The sequence below is a fragment of the Planktothrix pseudagardhii genome (genome assembly GCF_904830925.1).
Classification (GTDB): Bacteria; Cyanobacteriota; Cyanobacteriia; order Cyanobacteriales; family Microcoleaceae; genus Planktothrix; species Planktothrix tepida.
On sequence record NZ_LR882967.1, the window covers coordinates 1,726,203 to 1,752,234 of the forward strand.

Here is a 26,032-nt window from a genome sequence, read left to right on the forward strand (position 1 = left end):
GTTTAAGCGGAGGAATTTACCAGAAATCGCCTTTTGTTTCTGAGATTTATAAATCCACTCGTTGAGGCAAAATCGAATTCAACGCCAGGGATTCACAAAGAAAGGTGAGGGGGTCTGCATAAGGATCACCTTCATTTCCAGGTCAATATGGATTCAGGAGAATCGTTATGGTAGAGATAAACATACAAGACAATCGGTTGAGCTTAAGAAATTTAGATGAACAACCCATCCATATTCTAAGCCAAATTCAACCTCATGGCGTGTTATTCGTTTTAGAAGAACCCGACCTCAGAATTTTACAAGTTAGTAGTAATATTGAGTCAATTTTAGGGATTTCTCCTGAAATAATGGTGCATAACCATTTATCGGATTTACTTGATCCGTTTCAAATGGAACGAATAGAAACAGGACTCAAACAAGATAACCTAGATTTTATTAACCCGACTAAAATTTGGTTCCGAGTTAAGGGCGATGATTATGTTATTTTTGATGGGGTCTTTCATCGCAACTCTGAAGGGTATTTAGTTTTAGAATTAGAACCCACAACGTCCCAAGAAAATATTCCGTTCTTAAGTTTTTATCATTTAGCCAGAGTCTCGATTAATCAACTTGAAGCTTCTGCAAATTTACGAGATTTTTGTCAAATTATTGTCAAGGAAGTGCGGAAAGTCACCGGATTTGACCGGGTGATGTTATATAAATTTGATGAAGATGAACATGGAGAGGTTATAGCGGAAGAAAAACGGGAGGAAATGGAACCCTATGTAGGGCTACATTATCCGGCATCAGATATCCCTAAACCCGCAAGACGGATGTTTAGTTCCAATTGGATTCGCTTAATTCCTGATGCCGCCTCTGAACCCGTTAAACTGTTTCCAGAAGTCAATCCCATCAGCCATCGACCGACGGATTTAACCTGTTCTATTCTTCGCAGTGCTTCTCCTTGCCATCTGCAATATTTAAACAATATGGGAGTCGGTTCTTCCTTAACGATTTCCTTAATTAAAGAAGGAAAACTTTGGGGATTAATTGCCTGTCATCACCTTACCCCCAAATATGTATCCTATGAACTGCGGAAAGCTTGCGAATTTTTAGGACGAGTGATTTTTTCTGAACTTTCTGAACGGGAAGAAACAGAAGATTATGACTATCGGATTCAATTAACCTATATTCAATCGGCGTTGATTGATTATATGGCTCAGGAAGAAAACTTTATTGATGGTTTAATTAAACATCAACCCAATTTATTAGATTTAACCAATGCTCAAGGGGCTGCCATTTACTTTGGAGGACAATTTACTTTAATCGGTGAAACCCCTTCCGAAGAAGACTTAAATTTCTTAGTTCAATGGCTGCGGAAACAGGGAGATGAAGAAGCTTTTTATACCGATTCTTTGCCTCGAATTTATTCCGATGCTGAACGATTTAAAGCCGTTGGAAGTGGGGTATTAGCCATTCCCATTTCTAATAAAAATTATGTCCTGTGGTTCCGTCCCGAAGTCATCCAAACGGTGAAATGGGGAGGAAATCCAAGTCAAGCCTTTGAAACCACCCACACGGACGGTCAAGTTTTTCTCTCTCCTCGGAAATCCTTTGAACAGTGGAAAGAAACGGTTCGCTTAAAATCTCTTCCTTGGAAACAAGTTGAAATTAAAATGGCTTTAGAATTGCGAAAAGCCATTATTAATATTGTCCTGCGACAAGCGGATGAATTAGCCCAATTAGCCCATGATTTAGAACGGTCTAACGCCGAGTTGAAAAAGTTTGCTTATGTGGCATCTCATGATTTGCAAGAACCCTTAAATCAAGTGGCAAACTATGTACAACTGTTAGAAATGCGTTATCAAAAAGCCCTTGATGACGATGCTAAGGAATTTATTACCTATGCTGTTGAAGGGGTGAGTTTAATGCAAACCCTAATTGATGATGTGTTAGCCTATTCTAAAGTGGATATGCAGGGGATTGAGTTTCAATTTACTGAAGTTGAAACCGCTTTAGATCGAGCGTTATCCAACTTACGAAAACGCATCGCCGAAAGCCGAGCTATTATTACCCATGACCCTATGCCAACGGTGATGGCGGATAGTACCCAACTGATGCAATTGTTTCAAAATTTAATTGGTAATGCGATTAAATTTCGGAGTGATAAACCGCCAGAAATTCATATCGGAGCACAACGGATTGAAGATGCGTGGTTGTTCTCAGTTCAGGATAATGGCATTGGCATTGATTCGCAATTTGCAGAACGAATTTTTATCATTTTCCAACGTCTGCACACGCGAGATGAATACCCGGGTACAGGTATGGGATTAGCAATTTGTAAAAAAATTGTAGAATGCCATCGGGGAAAAATCTGGGTTGAATCTGAACTTGATTTAGGTTCAACATTCTACTTTACAATTCCTGTAGGAGGACGCGAACGTGAGCGCCGAAATGGACGAAAAATCCAAAATGATCTTTTTGGTCGAGGATAATAAAGCCGATATCCGTCTCATCCAAGAAGCGTTAAAAGATAGCCAACTCCCGCATGAAGTTGTAACGGTTAGAAATGGGGTTGATGCCATGGCATATCTTCGCCAAGAAGGAGAATATGTCGATGCACCTCGCCCCGATTTAATTCTTCTGGATTTAAACTTACCCCGAAAGGATGGGCGTGAAGTTTTAGCCGAGATTAAAGCTGACCCTAGCTTAAAACGAATTCCTGTCGTTGTCTTGACTACTTCCCACAATGAAGAGGATATTCATCATAGCTATAACCTTCATGTCAATTGTTATATTACAAAATCTCGTAACTTGAGCCAACTTTTTACGATTGTGCGAGGAATAGAAGAATTTTGGCTGAAAACTGTTACCTTACCTTGTGATTAAATTATCCTTTTAAGTAGGAGAAGGATTAACAATGCGGCAAATTTGGAACAATGAAGGAACTTGGAAGAAGCAAGAAGCTCAATATCTATTTTCCGTGGATTCAGAACCTTTACCTCGCTATTGTGAACCACCGAAAAGTCCAAGTTCCTATGTTCTTTATTCTGCCCATTCTTCTTCATCTTTCTCCTTATTAGGAAGGGAGAGAAGCCATTCAACGATGAGGCCCGCTAGTTCAGTGAAAATCTTGTTGATTGAAGACAACCTCGCTGAAGCGCGATTCTTGCAGGAATTGCTGAAAGATTCTCTGTGTCAACCCTTCAGTGTGGTTCATGTTAAACGTCTAGGAGAAGCCTTAAAAGAATTAGAGAACACGATTTTTGATGTCGTTTTATTAGATTTAACCCTTCCTGATAGTCAAGGGTTAGAATCCTTAGCGCGTTTGATTGAACAAGTCCCCAGTTTACCAATTGTCGTTTTAACGAATACCAATGACGATGAATTAGCCATTAGGGCAGTGCGTCAGGGGGCGCAAGATTATTTAATTAAACGACAAGTCAATGGAACAGTTTTAGTGCGTTCTTTGCGGTATGCCATTGAACGAAAGCATACCTTGGAAAGTTTAAAAGCGATGAATCAAGCTTTAGAAATGCGTGTCCAAGAAAGTACCCAAGAATTAGTGAAAGCTCAGGAACAAAATCAACTGAGATCTGAATTTGTTTCGATGATTTCTCATGATATTAAAAATCCTTTAAATACGATTTTGGCTTCCACCGTATTGCTGCAAGATTATGAGCAGAAATTATCCCAAGAAAAAAAAGTGACTTTATTTCAACGGATTCGGTCTGCTAGTAAAAATATGGCTCAATTATTGGATGAAGTTTTATTAATTGGGGAAGCGGATTCGGGTCAACTTCAATATCAACCGAGTGTGATCAATTTAGAGGTTTTTTGTCGCCAATTAGTTGAAGAAATACACTTGAGTGCAGGCGAAGACTGTCAAATTAATCTGGATTTAAAATTGAGTTTTAAAGACGTTGTGGTTGATTCTAATTTATTAAGAAGAATCTTAATGAATTTATTAGAAAACGCCGTTAAATATTCTCCGCAATCTCAGAGCGTTCAATTTGATGTGGTGGTTCAAGATCAGACCATTGACTTCTGTATCCAAGATCAAGGCATTGGAATTCCGAGCGATTCATTTCCCCTACTCTTTGAACCCTTCCATCGAGCTAAAAATGTAGGGTCTATACCTGGTACAGGGTTAGGTTTAGCCATTGTTAAACATTGTGTAGAGGCTCACCAAGGTAAAATTTGGATCGATAGTCAAATCGGAATGGGAACAACTTTTATTGTCCGTTTACCTCTGATCAAAGCTAGTGAACTGTAGAAAACTTGATTCCCCATCTACTCAATCTTTTCATCTGCCTTTCTTAACACAGATTCAGGAATTTTTACCCCCATTGCTGTCGCTGATTTAATATTAATAAACAGTTGGAGTTTCTCAACAGATTTTATGGGAATATTCCCCGGATTTTCTCCCTTTAAAACTTGTAAGACGACCTTTCCCGTTTGTCGCCCGACATCATAATAATTAAAGCTTAATCCTGCCATAGCCCCGCGTTTAACTGAATCCGTATCGGCGACATAAATCGGAACTTTATTGTCAATTCCCACTTGAATCACGGACTCTAAAGCTGATACAATAGTATTATCCGTTGGAATATAAATTGCCTCCACTTTCCCTACTAAACTCCGGGCAGAAGTTGCCACATCACTTGAGCGATTTGCGGTCGCTTCCACCACCGTTAATCCCCGTTTTGTTGCTTCTATTTTCAAGAAATCTACTAACGAAACAGAGTTCGCTTCTCCCCCATTATAAATCACCCCTAATCGTTTCACCGTTGGCGTAATTTCTTGAATTAAATCAAGCTGTTTGTTAATCGGAGATAAATCTGTTACTCCGGTTACTAACCCTCCGGGTTTTTCTAAATTATTGACTAATTTCGCCCCTAAAGGGTCAGTAACAGCGGCAAAAATTACCGGAATATTTCTCGCTACCGCCACTGAAGCTTGAGCCGAAGGAGTCGCGATCGCAACAATTACATCTGGGTTTTCCCCCACAAATTTATTGGCAATTTGGGTTGCCGTTGAAGGGTTGCCTTGGGCACTTTCCCACTCCCATTTTAAGGTTTCTCCGGCTTTTAATCCAGCTGCTGCTAATTCATCTTGAATTCCCTTCCGAGTTGCATCTAAAGAGGGATGTTCTACAATTTGAGTCACAGCAACAAACTTTTGGGGATTTTTTGAATCCGAGGTTGAAGAAGATTGTCTCCAACCACATCCCAACAATATGCTAATCAGGGTTGTCGCAATAAACGCCGATCTTACGTTAAACTCGATCATATCTTAGGATTGAATAAGTTTGATTTAACATGAATTTACTGAAAAATTTTATTAAAATTTTCCATCAAAACCGGGGTGCAATTATTCTCAGTATTCCCTTCATGAGTCTTTCGATTCCGGTTCTTCCTCAGTCTCTTCCTTTCCCCATCTCTACCCCTCAAGAAATTGCCCTATCTTCTGCCGAAGTAAATACCATTGCTGGAGAAATTACCGTTAGAATTGATGGGCCAAAAGGCGGATCCGGTTTTATTGTGGAAAAGCAAGGAAATACTTATTATGTGTTAACGAATTGGCACGTTGTTGATCGCGTTGGAGACTATGAAATTGTCACCTCCGATGGTAAACGCTACTTTGTTTATTATAGTTTAATTCAACAACTTCCTAACCTGGATTTAGCCTTAATTCCCTTTAGCAGTTCTCAACGGTATCGCGTGGCAATTTCTGCCGATTCCAATCAAATTCAGCCGGGGAGTTCGATTTATGTAGCCGGATGGCCCCGTTCAGGAACTTCCCTGGGACAGAGGCTTTTTTTAAGTACCAATGGAACCCTCAGTGAACGTCAACAACCCCGTGCGGGATATAGTTTAGTTTACACAAATTTAGTCAGAAGTGGAATGAGTGGCGGCCCGATTTTAGATGATGAAGGAAAGGTAATTGGAGTTAATGGAATTGTTCAGTTAGGTACAAATCCCGATAAAATTGTTTCGGCGGGAATCCCGATTAATTATTTTTTAGATTGGCGAAAAACGGCAAGATTATCTTCAATTCCCACCCCCCCAAACAATTCTGCACCTGTCACCACTAATCGTGATCTAAATTCTCCTGTCAACCCTCCTAATACCCTTGCTGCGGTGAATAATTCTTTTTCTTTAGCAACGACAATCACAGAACAATCAGGAGAAATTTTATCCTTAGCTTTATCTTTTCCTTATATTATTATTGGAAATAGTAATGGAACCCTTTCGATTTGGAATGTTACCACCAGTGGACTAACTCGCACCCTAAGTGCTCATCAAGGATCTATTCATAGTATTACCCTCAGTCGAGATAGTCAATATTTAGTCACGGGGGGTGAAGATGGATTAATTAAAATTTGGGATTTAGCCACCGGATTAAAATCAGCAACCTTGCCCTTAATTCAAACGATTCAAGCCCATAATAGTCCTGTATTAGCTGTTGGGTTGAGTCCTGATGGTCAAAAAATTGCTAGTGGAAGTTGGGATAAAACGATTAAACTTTGGGATGCTAAAACGGGTCAATTCTTGAAAACCTTTATCGGACATGAACAGTTAGTTGATGCGATCGCATTTAGTCCCGATGGTAAAATTTTAGCGAGTGGAAGTAAAGATAGTAGTATTAAACTTTGGAATGTCGAAACCGGAGAATTAATTCGGACATTAAAAGGTCATGAATTATCCGTTTTATCCTTAGCCATTAGTCCTGATGGTGAAACTTTAGCTAGTGGAAGTGCAGATGGAACGATTGCTTTATGGAAATTAAAAACAGGTCAACCCATTCGTCGTTTAAGCGGTCATACCGATGGGGTTTGGTCAATCGTAATCACCACCGATGGTAAAACCTTAATTAGTGGAAGTTGGGATAAAACGGTGAAACTTTGGGATTTAGCAACGGGTCAATTAAAAGGCAATTTAAAAGGTCACTCTGGTTACATTAATGCAGTGAGTATTAGCCCTGATGGTAAAACTTTAGTCAGTGGAGGATGGGATGGACAAGTGAAGGTTTGGAATCAACCTTAATTTCCTGAACTCATAATGATGAGTTTATTGGAGTTAGACTCGCCATTTCAGAAAAATTGAGATAAACTAAAAATACCCTCTACCCACAAAACTGCCTGTTCAGGAAATGTCTGTTTTGATACAGCAATTGATAGGTCTGGAATGATTTAACATCTTTTTTTCTACTGTTCCTCTAATTGATTCTAATAGAAATAGAGGTTTTAAATTCTTGAGAATCAAGGAAAAGCAAACCATGTTTTGATTTCCTCGTATTTCCATCTAAATGTGCCTGTCCCTTTTAATAACCTAGAAATTATTTCAGAGGTTAAGTTTTTTATTGAGATTTAGGAGAATTATTGAGTATGGGTGCAATCTATAAGCTGGTTAACCAAGCTTTAGAACAAGGTTATTTAACCCTTAAAGTTGAAGAAGAACTGAGACAATTGTTACAAACAACCAAATATAGCCAAGAAGATTTTGAAGCGTTTATTCGATTACAAAATGCAGCGATTGATGGGTTAGTTAAACAAGAGTCCCGTGAACGCTTAATCCACTTAAAAATAGCCCTTGCTTCTTAATCGATCTCAATGCTAGCCTGCATCAGGCGGAATTGATAAAGGGAAGAATGCAAGGATCAATCCGCCGCCAAAGTCCGTCAACTTAACCCACGTTAGCCCTGAACTCAAGTTCGGGCTAAGAACTAAAGTCATCTTTAGATGACTCAAGATTTGTCTTTCTTAACCCGTTTTAACGGGTTTGAGCTTTTAGCCCGAAATTTATTTCCGGGCTTTTGGCGCAATTGTTGACATAGATGATCCGTCGCACACACCAAGCTTTAAACTGTAATGGGTAGCACCCTAGGATTTTTTAACCGTTAATTGCTGTAAAATATCATATAAATCCTGAGCAAATTGTTTAGGATTCCAAAGAGGAGCTAAAAGTTCAGATTGCTTGGATTGAATTAACTTTTCTTGAACGGATTTCCTCAACGCTTCATCTTGACCGAAACGTACCCCCCAGTTAATATAGTCTTTCCAAGACTCAGCAATTCCTTCTGGAATCGATAATCCTTGTAAGAAAGAATAACCCATCCGCGATAAAAATTGTTCTCCTTTTCGAGTCACCACTGGAACATTAAACCATAATGCTTCTAAGGTATGAGTTCCGCCATTATAGGGATAGGAATCTAAGAGAATATCGGCGATCGCATAAATTTTTCGGTGTTCTTCCTCTTGAGGAAAACGAGGTAAAAATTTAATCCGATGTTTCCCCACCCCCACCGCATCACAAACTTGGCGATAGGTTGAAATCACAACGTCTTGATCCGCCAAACCTTTATAAATTAAAATACTATCAGGAACCTGTTTGAGAATCTCAATTTGAGCTTTTGCTAATTCAGCATTAAATTTTCGACCCGATGCTACACATAAATAGACAATTTGATCAGAACTAATGCGGTAAGATTGTCGAACTTTAATCGGTTCAACTGAATCTCGATTAAAGCCCGAAACCGCCATAAACGAGTTTGGCATCCGTAACAATTGTTCTGTATAATATTTTTCAGTTCCTTGAGGATGAGTATAGGAATCCCCTAAAAAATAAGTTTGATTAGAAATTTGTAACGCATCAAACCCTAACCAAGAAATACAAATGGGAACGGGTTTTTGATAAAAAATATCAGCATGAATTGGTAAACTTAACGCATCTAAATCTAACAGAATATCAATTTCATCAGTCTTAATTTCTTGAATAATTTCTTCCGGTGTGGGTAATCCATTGGGATAGTATTTAGGAATAAAAAATTTATGGGCGATCGCTTCAAATAACGGCGTGCGATCATCTGCTTGTAGGCGATCCGTACAATAGAGATAAAGATTAACCGATAAATTCGATAATTCCCGCAAAACATCTAAACTACACCACCCAACCGAATGGCGATTAAAATGGCTTGATAAAATACCAATTCTTAAGGGAGAATGGGGAAATGAGGAAGGAATCTCATCCGAAACTTGTTGATACTTCGGTTTAAGAATAGTCTCAATATATCGTTTCGTAATTCGATGATGAAGCTTAATATTTTTATTCAAATCATCCCTTAAATAGGGCATACTAAACAGTAAATTAGAATATAGAGATTTGATTTCTACCAAAGTAGTTCGATCTAATTTAGAATACAGTTGAGATTCTAACTTCAAAAATCGTTCTTTAGCAATATAATTTAACCCTGATACTTGATAGGTACTAATATTATAAATTGCTGCCATTATCGGGTCAATTTCACCACAACATTCCACATACCGATCCACGGCTTTTCGGGCGGCTGCTAAATTACTACTATCGCGGTAAATTCCACATAAATGTTGATGCGCTAAGGGCAAATTAGGTTTGAGTTCTATCGCTTTTTCTAAGACCGGAATGGCTTCTTTATATTTACCTTGATGTCGTAACACCATTCCCATCTGACCATAGGCTTCTGCAAAATCCGGCTTTAGTTCAATTACTTTTTTCCAAGTTGCGATCGCCTCTTCAACTTTTCCTTGGAGCGCCAATTGATTCCCTTGATTAAATAGAACTTCAGCCCCACCCAATTGTGGATTTAAAGCTAAAGCGCGTTGTTCTGAAACTTGAGCTTCTGCATCCTGTCCTAAGTGTTTTAAAACTTTGGCTAAATTCCAATGAACAGCAGCTAAATCCGGTTGTAACTTCACCGCTTGGCGATAACTTTTAATGGCTAATTCCAGTTGTCCTTGTCGGTAAAACATACTCCCCAAATTAGCATGAGCTTGGGCTAAATTCGGGTTAATTTGTAAGGCTTGTTGATAAGAACGAATCGCCTCTTGCAGTTGACTTTGAGCTTGATAAATATTCCCCATCGTCACATAAGCTAACGCCCAGTTCGGTTCCATCGCAATCGCCTGTTGACACGCGGTAATCGCCTCAGCATAAAATTTCTGAACATAATAACGTTCCGCCACTTCTGTCCACCCTTGGGGACTATCAGGCTGCATGACAACGGGATCAGAGGATTGATTCGGATTCACGGACATTTAGTTATCAGTTATCAGTTATCAGTTATCAGTTATCAGTTATTGACACTCCTAAACCGTGGAACGGCGAGGATGCTTTAGGAAGACACTCATGGGTTGACCATAGTGTAGGAACTAGGATACTACTGTCTGGCTCATTTTTTACAGTTATCACGATTTTTAACTGTACACGGTCAACTGTTAACCGCTAACTGTCCACTGATCTGTTATCCTAGACTGTGACTTATCGGTCTGGACTCCGCTAAATAGGATTATGGTAACTTTGATCCCCTCTAAACTGATGAATTGGAATTGGCAGCAAATGCTTCCTAAACAACTCAAAGCCAAACTCAAACCTCAAGCGATCGCCGGAATGGTGTTACTCACCTTAGCATTTTCCGTAGCGATTGGGAGCCAAAGTTGGGCAAGGAATAAAATTAGAAGTGATTATGAAACCAAATTATTCAATGCAGCGTTAGGATTTACCCTTTATTTTGAAGGGGGATTAAGCGACCATCCCGCCGATATTGGGGGGAGAACTTACCGAGGAATTACCCAAGCTGAATATGATGCTTATCGTTCACAGAGAGGATTACCGGGCTTAGATGTTAGCCAAATGTCCGAAACCGAATTAATCGAAATTTATAATAGTTATTGGCAAGGAAGTGAATCGGCAAAAATGCACCCCGCTTTAGCAATTGTGATGTTTGATACTGCGGTTAACTTTGGAATTAATAACTCAATTACCTTTCTACAACAAGCATTAGGACTGCCTCAAACCGGAACCTTTGATCAACAAACCCGTGAAGCTTTAGAACGTGGCAATAACCAATATACTGCCTTACAAATCGTGAATGAACGGATTTTATATCGTTATAAACGGGTTCAAGAAAATCCGAGTCAAATGGCATTTTTTCACGGTTGGTTAAGTCGGGATTATAGTTTATGGGGTTATGTCGAAAAAATTAAAAATTAAGGATTTTAAGGATTGATTAGTACCAATGCAGTAATGTTTATCTTCATTAAAAATTACAGCTTTGACCCAATGTACTTGATTTTCTGTTAACCAATGCTTTTGGCTCTTTTTCGCAATTGAGATCCCCTTCCCAACTGTCAAGCCATCCCCCCTCATGACTTTGAGAGGTTTATGCAGGTTCGATCATTCATAACATAAATAATTTTAATATATTATACGTTTACTTATAAGCCAAATTTGTATACTCTAGGAAAAGAGCCTAACACAATATAGGAATAAAAACAAACCATGCACAATCCCCTTGAACCCTTACCTGAATTCAAGCCAACCTGGTTAGGACGATTTCGGATTATCAATACCTTAGAAATGATTCAAGACTTAATTGTCATTTCTTTATGTATTGGGCTATTTTGTTTTATGGTCTTGCAACTCAGAGAAATGTTTTTCTCTCTGCTACCTCCCTTAAATTTCCAAGAAGTCACAGCAGATATTTTATTTCTGTTAATTCTGGTTGAATTATTCCGCTTGTTAATTATTTATTTACAAGAAAAACGGATTTCAATTGGAGTTGCTGTAGAAGTTTCTATTGTCTCGGTGTTACGAGAAGTTATTGTGAAAGGGGTTTTAGAAACCGAATGGATTCAAATTTTAGCAACGGGTGGATTTTTATTAGTTTTAGCTGTGATTTTATTAGTCCGTGTTTGGATTCCGCCAACCTTTGAAGGAATTGATCCTGAGCGTCGGATTACGCAGCGTTATAAATGGATACAAACCCCTCAATCTCATACAGATTCAGTAGAAATTTCTTCCCCTAACTAATTGAACCCAGAAATATTAACTCAGTCAGGGCTATTTAATCAATAAAACAGCCTTGGCTTTGAGTACAAAATCAACTCGTGCTGTATTAGCACTAGCTTTTGATGAGATTTATTTTTAATGCCTCTTACAACTTTAAATCCTAGCCAGGAGTTTTAACATTCTCTGCAAATCCAAAGTTAAGGGTTGGAGGTTCTAAATTAGGAATCATGATATCAATCCCTGGGGGTAAAGGCGGTAATTTAGGCGTTCCGGTTTCTGCATCCGTCGTTTTTTCTGCTAATTTGGCAATAAACTCTGACGAGGGAACTTCTGCCACCTTCATCGTATTTAATAATTGAGCTAGTGCCACTTCAATATCATTACGCGGGTCAATAGCAACCCATCCTTGACTGGTAAGTTTTCGCAACTCAAAGTGTAAATGGGGCCCGGTTGATAGCCCGGTACTTCCGACTCGTCCAATCACGTCCCCTTGTTTAACGGTTTCTCCCGGTTTAACAAACAGTTCCGATAAGTGACCATAAAGGGTTTCCTGGGACTTTTCCGTGTGATTGAGGACAACGGCCATCCCATAACCGCCTAACCAATCTGCAATCGACACCTGACCCGAATAGGACGCCACAACGGGAGTTCCTTCATCAGCCCCTAAATCAATTCCCGTGTGAAAACGGCCATAACCGAGAACCGGATGTTCTCGCCAACCAAACAACGAAGTAATCGGTGCTGGAATACTCAAAGGGAAAAGAACGCTAGTATCCCCATTTCCCCGAACCGCCGCAGGTCGTTGGGTGCGATTATAATAAGCCAAACCCGAATTGCTCATGCTGCTCACGGCAATTGGGCCGACTTGAATCGGACTAAACCCACTAACAGCGACTTCTCCAGAGTATGACCCACCTGACCCATAATCAACAGGTTCAGGTTGCCAAGAAGAGGTATAACTTTCTTCAGAACCTCCCGCAAACGTCGGTGAGGAGTTAGCAACAAACCCATTAGAGTCAGAAGCAACCGTTCCCGGATTAACTAAGGGGTTAGGAATTGAGTTATTACTATTACCAATATAGGGAGTATTACCAATATAGGGAGTATTGCCAATATAGGGACTATTTTCTATATTGGGAACTGGATTATTTTCCGCTTGATAGAGTCCAGACGGGTAGACTGGGGAGCATAAATCTCCCGCCGATTGTCCCAACTGTAACGCCGTTTCACATCCGGTTGAACGTTCTGAAAATACAACACTAGAGGGAGCCTCGTACCCATCCGTTGCACCCACTTGATACTCCGTGGGATCAATATAAGCATTCGCCGGAGAATCTGCTGCGGGGGGTGGGTCTGGTAAAACAATTTCTTGTGGCGGTGGCGGGACAATATTAGGAATTTCAGGTTGCGATGGTTCTGAATTATATTCGGTTTCAGGATTATAGGTCGATTCTGGGGCGGGTTCAGAATAATTAGGATCAGGTTCTATAAAGTTATCGGTAACGGGTGCGGGCTCGCTATAAGTAACTTCCGGTTCAACCGGGGGTTCAGCATCAGAAGGAATGGCAGGATCACTATATTCTGTAGTGGTTTCAGGTGCTACGGGCGCAACCGTTTCCATCGGTTCACTTTCTACAGGAATCGAAAACTCATCGGTAGCAATAACACGGCTACTCAAGAGCACTAAACCAGTCAGACAACTTAAACCCAAGAGGGCATAACGTCCTGACAAGGAGTGCCAATGCCCTGGTCGGGTTTTGGGGGATGAATATTTTTTAGGGGGGTAACTGGGTTCCGTCATCTTCCTCACACAACCATTGATGATCTAACCGTTTTAACTGTAGCCGACACTTATTGTACCGGGCTTCAGGTCAATTTCTTGAGAAAACCCGATTTCGGTTTGGGGATACAGACCCACTCGGAGGTTGCCCTGTTCCGAAATACCGATAATCACACCTTGTTGATCCGCAATCGAGATCGGCTTGCCGATACAGGTTAACAGGTGGGTATAATCCGTTAAGACTTTGTTAATAGTAGCACTGGATAATTGTTGAATGCCTAAATCTAATCCCTGTAAAATTAATGCCGCTAAAAATTCTAGGGATTGAATCGAAGAGATTGTTGCAGAATCAGCAAAAAACGTTTGTAAATTAATCCCGATTTCAGGAACAGGGTTACTCCAGTTAATGCCAACTCCGATTACCGCCTGAGTAATATAATGCTGAGAAATTTTGGTTTCGGTGAGAATTCCCCCCAATTTGCGCTGATTTAAAATTAAATCATTGGGCCATTTGAGTTGAACCGGACAACCGCGATCGCGCAAAATTGTTGCTATACCCCACGCAGAACATAACGTTAATTGCGCTTGTTGAGCCACAGAAAGCTTGAGATCCAAGGTTTTTGATAAAAATAACCCCCCCTGACTCGACTGCCATTGTCGGCCCCACTGTCCCCGTCCAGCCGTTTGTTGTCCAGAGATGACAACGGTTCCTGCTGGTTCACCTTGTTCTAACAGTTCCCAAGCCGTTTGATTCGTAGAAACTAAAGTATCAAAATAATGAATTCTTGGTAGTAGAGACGTGCCATGGCGCGTCTCTAAAAGGGTTTGTAAAGCAGATTCTAAACGGGATAAATTTAGGGTCACAGCAAATTGTTTAACTTCAGTTAAAATCAAAGCAGTTTTTAGTAGCAACATTTCCTAATCGTAATTTTATGCACACTTGGCACTGGCAAAGCTGGGATGGATTACCTTATTTAACTTGTAATTTGCTTAAAGATTGGCAACACGGCTTTTTTACTCGTTCCTTTAGTCCTCGTACACCCTCCGATTTAGTGGATGTTTTACAACCTTCAGTTCCAGTGTATCGAGTTAAACAAGTGCATGGAAATGTAGTATTAAAAACGGGAACTGTAGACCCCCTGGAGCCTTCAACCGCAGAAGATATTCCCCTTTTGGAAGCCGATGGTTTATTTGCAGAAAATTCCTCAGAAGCCGTTTGGGTGGCGACAGCAGATTGTGTTCCGGTGTTAATTGCAGATACTCAAACCGGAAAAGTGGCGGCGGTTCATGCCGGATGGCGAGGAACGGCTGCTAAAATTGTTCCTGAAGCGATCGCACATTTCCAAGCGGTCGGTAGTCAATTAGAGGATCTACGAGTCGCTTTAGGGCCAGCTATTTCCGGGGAAGTCTATCAAGTGTCCTTAGATGTCGCCACACAGTTAGCTGAAAGTCTGGCTTTCGACACCGAAGCAGAAGGATTAGAACCCATCTATCAACTCCCCAATTCCCCCTTACTTCCCGACCCTGAACCCCATAAAGTTCGCTTAGATGTACGACGGTTTAATCGCTTACAACTAGAACAGTTAGGGATTACACCCGACCAAATCGCCATCGCTCCCTATTGTACCTATCAAGATCCCAATGCCTTCTTCTCCTACCGCCGAGACAACTTAAAAAAAGTCCAATGGTCAGGAATTGTCAGTCAATAATTAGGGGAGTTGACAGTTACCTATTGAGTGTCAGCTTTCACCAAAAAACCATCTATCATTCCCCCTCTTCCCCCCTCCCCTCTTCTCCCCGTCCCCTTGTCCCCTTATTCCCTTGTCCCCTTGTCCCCTTGTCCCCTCTTCCCCTTGTCCACCGACAAATCAGTCGTTAATATTAGAGATAGAGGAGAAGTCTCTCAACAGAGCAACGCTTTGGATAGAGATTGAGTTAAGCTTACAGTTAATAAAACGGTATAAATATAAAGTCCGATGAGCGAGCAAAGTCCCTACGAACAGCTTGGGGTTACCGTTGATGCCTCCTTTGATGAAATTCAGGAAGCCCGGGATCGCCTAAAACAACAATATAGTGGTGAACGTAAGCTGCTGGAATCCATTGAAGCAGCTTATGATGCCATTTTGATGGATCGGCTAAAACTGCGACAAGAGGGCAAAATTAAAGTCCCTGAACGGATTCGTTTTCCTGAACGAGCGACCCCAACTCCCCCGCCCGGTTTGCAACCTCCAGCGAATCAAAAACCCAATTGGTTACAACAACTGCTGGATACTCCTAGCCGTGCTGATCTGCTATGGCCATCGGGAATTTATGCAGCGTTAGGGGGTTTAAGTTTATATCCCGGTTCGCCTGACTCGATTTTAACGCTGACCCTGGCCTTGGGGGTTGGATCTTGTCTGTATTTTCTCAACCGCAAAGAAAATAAGTTTGGTCGGGCTGTTTTATTAACAGTGACAGGTTTAATTACGGGGTTGTTGTTGGGGAGTTTACTCAGTTCATTGATTGGAACACCCTTAGCAGTAGAACAGTTTATTTCTCTAATCACTTTTACGATTTTGTGGCTTGTGAGTTGCTTTCTACGTTAATTCAAACGCGGTTAAAGTCTGATAAAACCCCCGACCTAATTTTAATAAAAAACAGGGCTGTTTTTCGTTTGAGAAATCTAGCCCTGTTCTTTTTGAATCGCTTTAATATTGAACCTTTTGATTAAGCGATCACAGCCATTTTTACATCATTATTGGCTAATAAGTCTTGCAGTTCATCCGAATCTACAGTCTCTTTATCAATTAACAAATCCGCTAATTGATTCAGAACATGGCGGTTTTCTACTAATACTTGTTTCGCCCGTTTATAAGCTTCATCCACCAGTTGGCGAACTTCTTCATCAATGGCAGAGGCGGTTTCTTCAGAAAAATCCCGTTCTGACATAATATCCCGTCCCAGGAAGATATTACCCTGTTGACGACCTAATGCCACCGGGCCAAGGCGATCGCTCATGCCATAGCGAGTAATCATTTGACGAGCCACACGAGTGACCTGTTGTAGGTCATTAGAAGCCCCTGTGGTAACTTCTTCTTCCCCAAAGATAATTTCTTCAGCCACCCGACCACCCAAGGCAACGGCCATTTGATTTTGCAGATAGGAACGACTGAATAAACCGGAGTCCATCCGTTCTTCACTGGGCATGAACCAGGTTAACCCTCCGGCCCGACCGCGAGGAATAATGCTAATTTTCTGTACGGGGTCATAGTCAGGCATTAAGGCCCCGACTAAAGCATGACCCGCTTCGTGATAAGCCACCAAGGTTTTGCGTTTTTCGCTCATTACCCGATCTTTCTTCTCTGGGCCAGCTAACACCCGGTCAATGGCATCATTAACTTCATCCATTGAAATTTCCGTCAAGTTGCGACGGGCGGCTAAAATAGCAGCTTCGTTCAACAGGTTGGATAAGTCCGCCCCGGTAAACCCAGGAGTCCGACGGGCAATTTTGTCCAAGTCCACATCTTTAGCCAAGGTTTTACCTCGTGCATGAACCCGGAGAATTTCTGAACGGCCGTTATAGTCGGGACGGTCAACAACGACTTGACGGTCAAAGCGACCCGGACGCATTAAAGCGGCGTCTAAAACATCAGGACGGTTCGTGGCGGCAATAATAATAATGCCTGTGTTACCTTCAAACCCGTCCATTTCCGTTAATAACTGGTTGAGGGTTTGTTCGCGTTCATCGTTACCGCCACCTAAACCTGCCCCCCGTTGACGACCAACGGCGTCAATTTCATCGATAAAGACGATACAAGGCGCATTGGCTTTGGCTTGTTCAAACAGGTCACGAACGCGGGATGCACCGACCCCGACGAACATTTCCACAAATTCTGAACCGGAAATACTGAAGAAGGGAACTCCGGCTTCACCCGCAACGGCTTTGGCTAAGAGGGTTTTCCCGGTTCCTGGGGGGCCGACTAATAATACCCCTTTGGGAATTTTCGCACCGACGGCCGTAAACCGATCGGCATTTTTCAGGAAGTCTACCACTTCGCTGAGTTCGAGTTTAGCTTGTTCAATACCTGCCACATCCCCGAAGGTGACTTGGGTTTGAGGTTCCATCTGCACTCTCGCTTTGGACTTACCAAAGTTCATGGCTTGGCTACCAGGGCCATTCTGAGCGCGACGCAATAAAAAAAATAAACCCACTAAGAGCAAAACGGGGAAGAACAGACTGCTGAGGGCTTTGAACCAAAAGCTGTCATCGTTCTGGGGTAGAACTGAAATATCAACATTATTTTGAGTCAGGATATCGATCAGTTCAGGATCGTTAGGGAGGTTCACTAAAATTTTATTCCCATCTTGAGCCGTGACTAAGGCTCTGGAACGATCAGAACTCAGGCTGACCCGTTCAACTTTATTACTCTTGACTTCTTGAATAAAGGTACTATACTTCCAGCTTTCCCGCGTTTGGGGCTGTTTGTCAAAAAAGGCGGTTGCTAATGCTAAGACGACAATGGCGAGCAGGGCGTATAACCCTGCATTTCTCCAGCGTTTGTTCACCGAGGTCTATCCTCCTACTGTTGCTCTGAGTCCACAGGACTCTGGTATTCTTATGCTATTGTTACTAATCTTAACGTATTTTTCATCCAGGTAGGGGGTAAGGCTAGAGATCCTGTGATCAGGGGATGTAAGCTTCATTTAAGATGTAGGGTGGAGATTGAGCATTTTCACTCGTCAATGATTCAGCAAATTTTTTGAGTAGGTGTGGGCATGAAGAGAATTTTATTATCTACAGATGATCCCGGAGTCGGTGGCGTTGCTCAGTATAATCACTCGCTTTTATGTGGATTAGCTAAAATCGGTTTTGAGGTCACATCTCTACACGCTTCACCCTACCATCAAACCTACACTCAATTGGTAACTCAACAGCAAGAACTGGGTATTAAGCATATTGGGATTGATTATTCCAATTTATCTCAAGACAGTCAAAATTTACGATTAATAATCCGAAAACAACTCGAAAAAACCGATTTACTGATTTGTAGTAATTCTAATCCTTTTTCTAATTTAATCATCAAACAGATTGCTATAGAAATTAATATTCCTTATATCATTATAGAAGGATTAGTTGAGCCTCATCTAGCCGTTCAAGTTAATCACCAGTTAGATCAATTATTTCATCACTACAACAAAGCTCGATTCGTTATTGCGGTTTCTGAGAACAATTTAAGTTTACTCCGAAAACTATTTAGGCTTCCCGAAAATAAAGGGCAAGTGATTTACTACGGCAGACCATCAAATTACTTTACCCCCCGTAACCCATTAATTAATGAAAACTTACGCCGAAAACTGAAAATTCCTTTAGATGCGGTGGTTTGTTTGACCTCTGCCCGGATCGAAAAACGCAAAGGCTATCAGTATCAATTGCAAGCTATTGAACAGTTGAGATCCACACCTGTATGGAATCATCTCTATTTTATTTGGGTAGGTGGGGGTGTTTTTGAACCTGAGTTTGAAACTGAACTTCAAGAAACAGTTAAACAGTTAAAAATTACGGATAAAGTTAAGTTTTTGGGACAGCAAGAGAATGTTTCTCAATTGTTAGATGTAGCTGATATTTTTATACTCACTTCAGAATTAGAAGGAATGCCTTTATCGGTTATGGAAGCTATGTCTAAAGGGTTGCCTGTAATTGCAACAGCCGTTAGTGGAATTCCTGAAGAATTAGGAAACACGGGTCAATTAATTGCTGACCCCAAACATGACCCAAAAGCTACGGTTAGAGAGCTTTGTGACGTTCTCCAAAATTGGGCAATGAACGCAGATTTACGCCAAATAATCGGAATAAATTGTAAAAAGCGAGCCGAAAAAATGTTTAAGGAAGAAAGAATGATTCAGGAAACATTTTCAGTGATCGAACGAGCTTTATTACCGGAAAAAGATTATGTTTCCCCTGGATTAAAAATTGTTCAACCCGATCAATATTTTCCTAATATGATAGTCGGAAATCCGGCTCGATGTTCTTGGCCCTATTTGCGAGGGGATATTCCCCATAACTGGTATGTAGATCGTCGGCAACCAACAATAGGATTTTTAAGTCGGGATGAAGCTCAAATTCTTTACAACACAGCCCTAAAATTTAAGCATCAAAATGCCTTAGAAATTGGGTGTTGGATGGGATGGTCAGCTTGTCATTTAGGACTGGCTGGAGTCAAATTAGATGTGATTGATCCGATCCTTAATAATGCAGAGATTTATAACAGTGTAACCAGTTGTTTGAGAAATAGTGGGGTTCTGAATCAGATTAATTTATGGGCAGGTTATAGTCCCCAAAAAGTCGAGGAACTCGCAAATCAATCCCAAAAAAAATGGTCATTAATTTTTATTGATGGAAATCATGAATCTCCTGGCCCCCTTCAGGATGCGATAACTTGTGAAAAGTATGCCGAAGAAAATGCCATGATTCTATTTCATGATTTGGCTTCTCCTGATGTAGCTGAAGGCTTGCATTATTTGAGAGATAAAGGATGGAATACGATGATTTATCAAACGATGCAAATTATGGGAGTGGCTTGGCGAGGAAATGTAGAACCTGTGATGCACCAACCAGATTCTAACGTGAATTGGCAATTGCCAACCCATTTAATGAATTATCGGGTTAGCGATAGAGCTATTGATAATTCAGAACAGGAATTTCAAGAAATTTTGTCTATCGTCAGACCTTATACTCTGTTAAGTTATGAACGATTATTTTCTCTTTATTCCTTAGCTAAAAAAGTATGTTTAGAGGATATTCCAGGCAATTTTGTTGAGTGTGGAGTCTATAAAGGAGGCGGATCGGCTTTATTAGCAACGGTGATTAAACGTTACACTTTGCGCCCCCGTTTTGTCTATGCTTTTGATACATTTGAAGGAATGCCTGATCCGAGTGATGCTGATCTTCATCAGGGAATTCCAGCAAATCAAACAGGTTTTGGTGCTGGGACTTTAGGTGCTCCAATTCGGGAGAACTTAGACAAGATTTGTCAGCTTTTAGATGTCCAATCTATTATTAAACCCGTCCCAGGTTTATTTTGTGAAACATTGCCTTTATATCGTAAAGAGATTGGTGATATTGCCTTTTTGCACGCGGATGGAGATTGGTATGATTCTACTTTAGATATCTTCAATAACCTCTATGATAATGTTGTTCCTTTGGGAATGATTCAAATCGATGATTATGGTCATTGGGAAGGGTGTAAAAAGGCAATTCATGAGTTTGAAAAGCTAAAACAAGAATCTTTTAGACTTCATCAGATTGACTATACAGGGGTTTGGTTTCGCAAGGGAAACGTCTTGAACCCTTCAGAAACCTTAGAAATTAATTTGCTCGAAAGTTCAAAAAAACAAGGTTTTTCTCAAAAGTCTAAGTTATTTAAAATTATTATTGATGGCGTATTTTTTCAATTTAATAATACCGGAATTGCGAGAGTTTGGAAAGCGTTACTGAAAGAATGGTCAACAGTAGATTTTCGTCAACAAATTATTGTATTAGATCGGCAAGGAACTGCACCAAAAATCCCTGGAATTATGTATCGATCTATTCCGTTATATGACTATGGTAATACGGATCGCGATCGCCAACTCTTACAAGCAATTTGTGATCAAGAAAAAGCTGATTTATTTATTTCAACTTATTATACGACTCCCATCCGTACCCCATCGGTATTTATGGGTTATGATATGATTCCTGAAGTCATAGGTCTAAATTTAGATGAACCGATGTGGCGAGAAAAACATCGTGGAATTTTACACGCTTCAGGGTTTATTACCATTTCTCAAAATACCGCCCAGGATTTAGTTAAAATTTTCCCACAAGTTACTAATAAACCCATTCAAGTTGCTTATAGTGGAGTCGATGAAATTTTTACTCCCGCCACTTTAACCGAAATTGAACGATTTAAACAGCAATATCATTTATCAAGACCCTATTTTATTATTATTGGCGATCGCATTAGTCCCAAGGGTTATAAAAACTCGATTTTATTGTTTCAAGCTTTATCCCGGTTAGATAATTTTCAAAGCTATGATATTCTTTGTATTGGGGGAAAAACTCAGTTAGAAAAAGAACTTCAGGGATATATTTCTGACAGTAATATTCATCTTTTAAGGCTAAATGATCAAGAGTTAAGATTAGCCTATTGCGGTGCGATCGCTTTAGTTTACCCCTCAAAATATGAAGGGTTTGGATTACCGATTTTAGAAGCAATGGCTTGCGGTTGTCCGGTGATCACCTGTCGGAATAGTTCTATTGTTGAAGTTGCGGATAACGCCGCTATTTATGTCAACGAAGATGATATTGATCAACTGACTCAGGAACTTAAAAATATACAAAATACTGAACGACGAAACGCTTTAATTGCAGCCGGATTTAAACAAGCTCAAAAATTCTCTTGGCAAAAAATGGCGGATATTGTGTGTTCAACGCTGTTAGAAATAGCTGAAAATTTACAAGGAATTAATCAGAAATCAACGTCTGTAGAGGAAGAAACTAAAGCCATAGAAACTCAACCGAATTTAACTCGTCTTTCTCAATCTCCCTGGAATTTTCCCCAGATTTCTCCTTTCAATTCTAATCTGAAGCGACCCTTTTGGTCAGTGATGATTCCGACCTTTAATAAAGTTCACTATTTAGAACAAACCCTGAGAAGTGTTCTGGAACAAGCACCAGGGGAAGACGAAATGCAAATTGAAGTGATTAATGATTGTCCTGATAGTGCAGTACAAGCTGAACTAGAAGCAATTGTTAAAAAAGTAGGCGGAAATCGCATCAAATTTTATCGCCATTCTCAACTTAATATTGGTCAAACGGCTATCTTTAATTTATGTTTAGAACGCGCTCAAGGACAGTGGATTCATCTATTACATGATGATGATTTTGTCTTCCCTGGATTTTATCAAACCTTAAGAAATATTATTGAAAAAGAACCTAAGATTGGGGCTGCATTTTGTCGTCATTATTATGTAGATAGTGAGAATCATCAACGGTCTATCTCTACTTTAGAACGAGAAACACCCGGAATTTTAGAAAACTGGATCGAACGCATTGCTGTTTCTCAACGGATTTCAACCCTCTTCAATGGTGGTAAAACGGAGTATTTATGAACAATTAGGGGGGTTTTGTCCCCAAGCCAAATCAGCAGCAGATTGGGAAATGTGGACAAGAATTTCTGCTCATTATCCTATCGGTTATGAACCTCAAATTTTAGCGGCTTACCGTTTGCATTTAAGTTCTTGGACATCTCGCTTAATTCAAGGGGGAGAAAATATTACAGATACCTTAAAATCGATTGAAATTTCTCAATCTTATCTCCCTGAAAATCAAGCGATAGATTTATCAAATCAAGCCAAAGAACACTATGGTTTATATGCCATTAGTACCGCCCAACAAATGTTAACTCAGGGAGACGCTAAAGCCGTTATTGCTCAAATTCAAGCTGCTTTAAATTGTAGTCAATCTGATATAGTTAAACAAGCAATTATTGCCTTATTTGCTCCTCCGAAACAACCAAAAGTAGAGATAAAAACCCTGACTCCGGCTCAAATTTTAGCAGAAGTTTTCCGTTTAACTGAAGAATATAAAGCAACTCCTAATTCAAACACTGTTATCAATCCCTTACGTCAAATTCGGCAGATTTTGGCTCAATATTGGTTAGGTTTAGAAACTCAAAATTTAGAAAAAGTTTATTTAGGAGAAATCGGTCAAGCTTATAAAATTTTATTGAATAGTAGTTTTAAAAATGAAGCTTTAACCCCTCAAGAAAAAACTCACATTCAAGACTGGTGTACTTACTTAAAAACAGGACTAAACCAGCCCAAAAGCTTACAGTATTTATTAGCTTTGACCTTATATTGTTATCCGTATCACCTCCCTCAAGACTGGTATATTCAAGCTCCTATTCCTAAATGGTTTTTAGAGGATTATTTTAAGTTTATGTTAGCAGTTCCTCAATTTTTCCAGGAAGTCGGAGAAGCTGACCGTTATTATCGTTATGTAGAAAATTGGATTAACTATACTCATGGGCGGTTTATGAGTAATCCTGAGTTTCCAATTTGGAAAGAATTAGCCTGGAAATTCACCCAAATGGCTAACTTTATTCCGTTATATTTTAATACGGCAAATCTCAAAGAGATTTATATTAAACGGGCAGAAATTATGGAGTTCGCCCTAAAAAGTTTAGGTCATGCTTTAGATTATGAATTTCCTCAACGTTCTAACAGTCGTCAAAAAATTCGTCTAGGAATTCTCAGTAATCATTTTAATCCTCAAACAGAAACTTATGCCATATTACCTACTTTTGAATATTTAGATAGAAATCAATTTGAAGTCATTTTATATACTGTAACCGCCAACAATCATCCTTTAGAACAGTATTGTAAAAATCGCGTTGATCAATTGGTTCCACTTCCGAGTAATTTAACCGAACAAGTGAACTTGATTAGAAATCATGATTTAGATATTTTACTGATTGGGAGTAATATCACCGCAGTTTCTCATCCAGTCACTTTATTAGCATTGCATAAATTAGCCAGAATTCAAGTCAATACAACCCCATCCTGTGTTACCAGTGGGATGGGAAGTATTGATTATTATATCTCAGGGGTTTTAACCGAACCTCAAGAAAATGCTCAAGAACAATATCGAGAAAAATTAATATTAATTCCGGGGACTGCACATTGTTTTAGTTGTTCTGTAATTCCCCCTGAACCCCCGCAACGAATTCCTAATCGTTCTTTATTAGGAATTCCTGATGATTTCATTATGTTTATTTCAGGATCAAATTTTTATAAAATTATTCCAGAAGTTCAAGAAACTTGGGCTAAAATTTTAGCCGCAGTTCCTAACTCTTTCTTAGTGTTATATCCCTTTAACCCGAACTGGAGTTCTCGCTATGCAACAGTTCCATTTATTAAGCAGTTTCAAAGCGTTCTTGCCCAATATGGGGTAGAAAGTCGTCGCTTAATTTTCTTACAAAAACAACCCAGTCGTTCAGATATTAAAGAATATTTGAAATTAGCGGATATTTATTTAGATTCCTATCCGTTTTCTGGGGTAACATCTTTACTTGATCCCTTAGAAGTTGGTTTAGTTCCCATTGTCCGAGATGGAGATTCTATTCCTTCTTATTCTTCTGAAACCTCCCAAGCTGGTCAGATAATTATCCCCAGAGATGGAGGATCTTTCCGGTCTTTGATGGCTGCCTCATTGTTGCGATCGCTCTCTATTCCTGATTTAATTACTAATAGCGAAGCAGCCTATATTAACTTAGCCATTACCCTAGCTAATAACCCGCAACTCCGACAACAAAAACGCCAGGAAATTCAACACAAAATGCAGCAAAATCCTGAATTTTTGGATAGTCGAACCTACTCGGCTAAAATTGGTGTAATCTTTCAGCAATTATTTCAAAATTGGCAGCAAAATCAGCAATTTATTCAAGCGAATAGTCGAGAAGGAATACAACAGTATTTATCTTGCTTAGTTAATGCAGTCAATCGTTATGATTTAGAAAGAAATAATGAATCCGTTATTGATGAGTTGCGAGAAATTCGGAAACTTATGGCGCAGCACTGGTTAAAAATTTCACCTGAACATTTAGAACAAACCTATAGAATGAATCTAGGAAAAGGTTATCAAATTCTTTTAAATCGAGGGATTCAAAGGGAAGCCTTAACCCCAGAAGAACAAAAGTTTCTCCATGAGATAACTCAAAAGGCGATTGGACTCAAACAGTCTGATTCTTTAAACTCTTTGATGGTGTTGATGTTATATTATCCTCCGGGTAAGATATTAGTTGCTAATGCAGATCATCGTTTACCTGAATGGTTATTGAAAGATTATAAACGGGTGTTTGAAAATCCCTCAAACCTGGAAACAGTCAAACTATCAACGGCATTAAAAACGGCTGTTTCTGTTCCAGAAAATCAAGCGTTATCTGAAACAGAAGCTTTCCAAAAACGTTTAGTCGGATGTGTAAATTTATATCGAATTGATCCGTCTAATGTTGATATTGTTAAAGAGTTACGTCAAATTCGTCAAGAATTAGCTAATTTTTGGTTGGGTTTGGAATCTCCAACATTAGAATCAATTTATCAAAGTTCAGTGGGTCAAGCTTATCGAACGTTATTACATAGTGGTTTTTCTCAAGAAGTGTTAACGGCTTCAGAACAGGAATTTATCAAAACATTAGCTTCTAAAATGAATCAAGGACTCAATGAAATAGACAAGATTAAATACCTGTTAGCGGTGTTATTATATTGTCGCCCCGGACAATTACAAATTCAAAATATTTCCCGTTTACCGCACTGGTTTCGTTCAGATTATCAACAGTTAAGTAATCAGGTTTCTCATGTGAAAAGTTAGAATTTTGGCTTAGAAATTAATTGACTGTAGGGGCGGATTCACCGAGATTGATGTAAA

16 protein-coding genes are annotated in these 26,032 nt (G+C 39.8%); 11 read left to right on the top strand and 5 right to left on the bottom strand.

The window, feature by feature from the left end; genetic code table 11:
- The first annotated feature begins 167 nt into the window (after positions 1–167).
- The 3 genes from NMK36_RS07405 to NMK36_RS07415 are packed head-to-tail and all read left to right on the top strand — an operon-like array spanning position 168 to position 4,255.
- Positions 168–2,474 carry a sensor histidine kinase gene (locus NMK36_RS07405; RefSeq protein WP_072717356.1) on the top strand — a complete coding sequence of 769 codons (2,307 nt, stop codon included), beginning with the start codon at positions 168–170 and terminating at the stop codon, positions 2,472–2,474.
- Positions 2,452–2,868, top strand: coding sequence for a response regulator (locus NMK36_RS07410; RefSeq protein ID WP_228041397.1), 417 nt, complete (start codon positions 2,452–2,454; stop codon positions 2,866–2,868). Before NMK36_RS07405 ends, NMK36_RS07410 begins: the two co-directional genes overlap by 23 nt.
- A 31-nt stretch (positions 2,869–2,899) precedes the next feature.
- Positions 2,900–4,255, top strand: a complete 1,356-nt coding sequence (locus NMK36_RS07415) for a hybrid sensor histidine kinase/response regulator (protein WP_245824155.1) — start codon at positions 2,900–2,902, stop codon at positions 4,253–4,255.
- A gap of 17 nt (positions 4,256–4,272) precedes the next feature.
- On the opposite strand, the gene NMK36_RS07420 is transcribed toward NMK36_RS07415, so the two are convergent.
- A complete protein-coding gene (locus NMK36_RS07420; RefSeq protein ID WP_254173432.1) occupies positions 4,273–5,271 on the bottom strand; it encodes an ABC transporter substrate-binding protein in 999 nt (332 codons plus the stop codon).
- 29 nt (positions 5,272–5,300) lie between these two features.
- Here NMK36_RS07420 and NMK36_RS07425 point away from each other — a divergent pair, with 29 nt between their 5' ends.
- Positions 5,301–7,028, top strand: a complete 1,728-nt coding sequence (locus NMK36_RS07425; protein ID WP_254173433.1) for a trypsin-like peptidase domain-containing protein — start codon at positions 5,301–5,303, stop codon at positions 7,026–7,028.
- Between the two features lie 341 nt (positions 7,029–7,369).
- Positions 7,370–7,585, top strand: a complete 216-nt coding sequence (locus tag NMK36_RS07430; RefSeq protein WP_072717359.1) for a hypothetical protein — start codon at positions 7,370–7,372, stop codon at positions 7,583–7,585.
- Positions 7,586–7,864: 279 nt separating this feature from the next.
- Here NMK36_RS07430 and NMK36_RS07435 read toward each other — a convergent pair whose 3' ends face one another.
- Positions 7,865–10,054: a tetratricopeptide repeat protein gene (locus tag NMK36_RS07435; protein WP_254173434.1), complete on the bottom strand. Its 2,190-nt coding sequence runs from the start codon at positions 10,052–10,054 to the stop codon at positions 7,865–7,867.
- A 253-nt stretch (positions 10,055–10,307) separates the two neighbouring features.
- Here NMK36_RS07435 and NMK36_RS07440 point away from each other — a divergent pair, with 253 nt between their 5' ends.
- Both NMK36_RS07440 and NMK36_RS07445 read left to right on the top strand, forming a co-directional pair.
- A complete protein-coding gene (locus NMK36_RS07440) occupies positions 10,308–11,009 on the top strand; it encodes a glycoside hydrolase family 108 protein (RefSeq protein WP_437126731.1) in 702 nt (233 codons plus the stop codon).
- Between the two features lie 288 nt (positions 11,010–11,297).
- On the top strand, positions 11,298–11,828 hold the full coding sequence (locus tag NMK36_RS07445) for a phosphate-starvation-inducible PsiE family protein (protein WP_072717362.1): 531 nt from the start codon (positions 11,298–11,300) through the stop codon (positions 11,826–11,828).
- 139 nt (positions 11,829–11,967) lie between these two features.
- Here NMK36_RS07445 and NMK36_RS07450 read toward each other — a convergent pair whose 3' ends face one another.
- Positions 11,968–13,608 (bottom strand): M23 family metallopeptidase, encoded by a 1,641-nt coding sequence (locus NMK36_RS07450; protein ID WP_254173435.1) that lies wholly within the window; start codon positions 13,606–13,608, stop codon positions 11,968–11,970.
- Positions 13,609–13,641: 33 nt separating this feature from the next.
- Complete coding sequence (locus NMK36_RS07455) at positions 13,642–14,502, bottom strand: biotin--[acetyl-CoA-carboxylase] ligase (protein WP_254173436.1); 861 nt, start codon at positions 14,500–14,502, stop codon at positions 13,642–13,644.
- A 17-nt stretch (positions 14,503–14,519) separates the two neighbouring features.
- Between NMK36_RS07455 and pgeF the strand changes: the two genes are divergently transcribed.
- Together pgeF and NMK36_RS07465 are read left to right on the top strand one after the other, a co-directional pair.
- The gene (pgeF, locus tag NMK36_RS07460; protein ID WP_254173437.1) at positions 14,520–15,296 is read left to right on the top strand and encodes a peptidoglycan editing factor PgeF; all 777 of its coding nucleotides are present in this window, start codon (positions 14,520–14,522) and stop codon (positions 15,294–15,296) included.
- Positions 15,297–15,563: 267 nt separating this feature from the next.
- Positions 15,564–16,172 (top strand): CPP1-like family protein, encoded by a 609-nt coding sequence (locus tag NMK36_RS07465; protein ID WP_072722781.1) that lies wholly within the window; start codon positions 15,564–15,566, stop codon positions 16,170–16,172.
- 121 nt (positions 16,173–16,293) lie between these two features.
- Here NMK36_RS07465 and ftsH3 read toward each other — a convergent pair whose 3' ends face one another.
- Entirely contained in the window at positions 16,294–18,132 is a 1,839-nt protein-coding gene (ftsH3, locus tag NMK36_RS07470; protein WP_072722782.1) for an ATP-dependent zinc metalloprotease FtsH3, read from the bottom strand.
- Positions 18,133–18,342: 210 nt separating this feature from the next.
- On the opposite strand from ftsH3, the gene NMK36_RS07475 reads away from it, so the two are divergent.
- On the top strand, positions 18,343–22,716 hold the full coding sequence (locus tag NMK36_RS07475; protein WP_254173438.1) for a glycosyltransferase: 4,374 nt from the start codon (positions 18,343–18,345) through the stop codon (positions 22,714–22,716).
- Positions 22,691–25,975, top strand: coding sequence for an O-linked N-acetylglucosamine transferase family protein (locus tag NMK36_RS07480; protein WP_254173439.1), 3,285 nt, complete (start codon positions 22,691–22,693; stop codon positions 25,973–25,975). Before NMK36_RS07475 ends, NMK36_RS07480 begins: the two co-directional genes overlap by 26 nt.
- Positions 25,976–26,032: the final 57 nt, after the last annotated feature.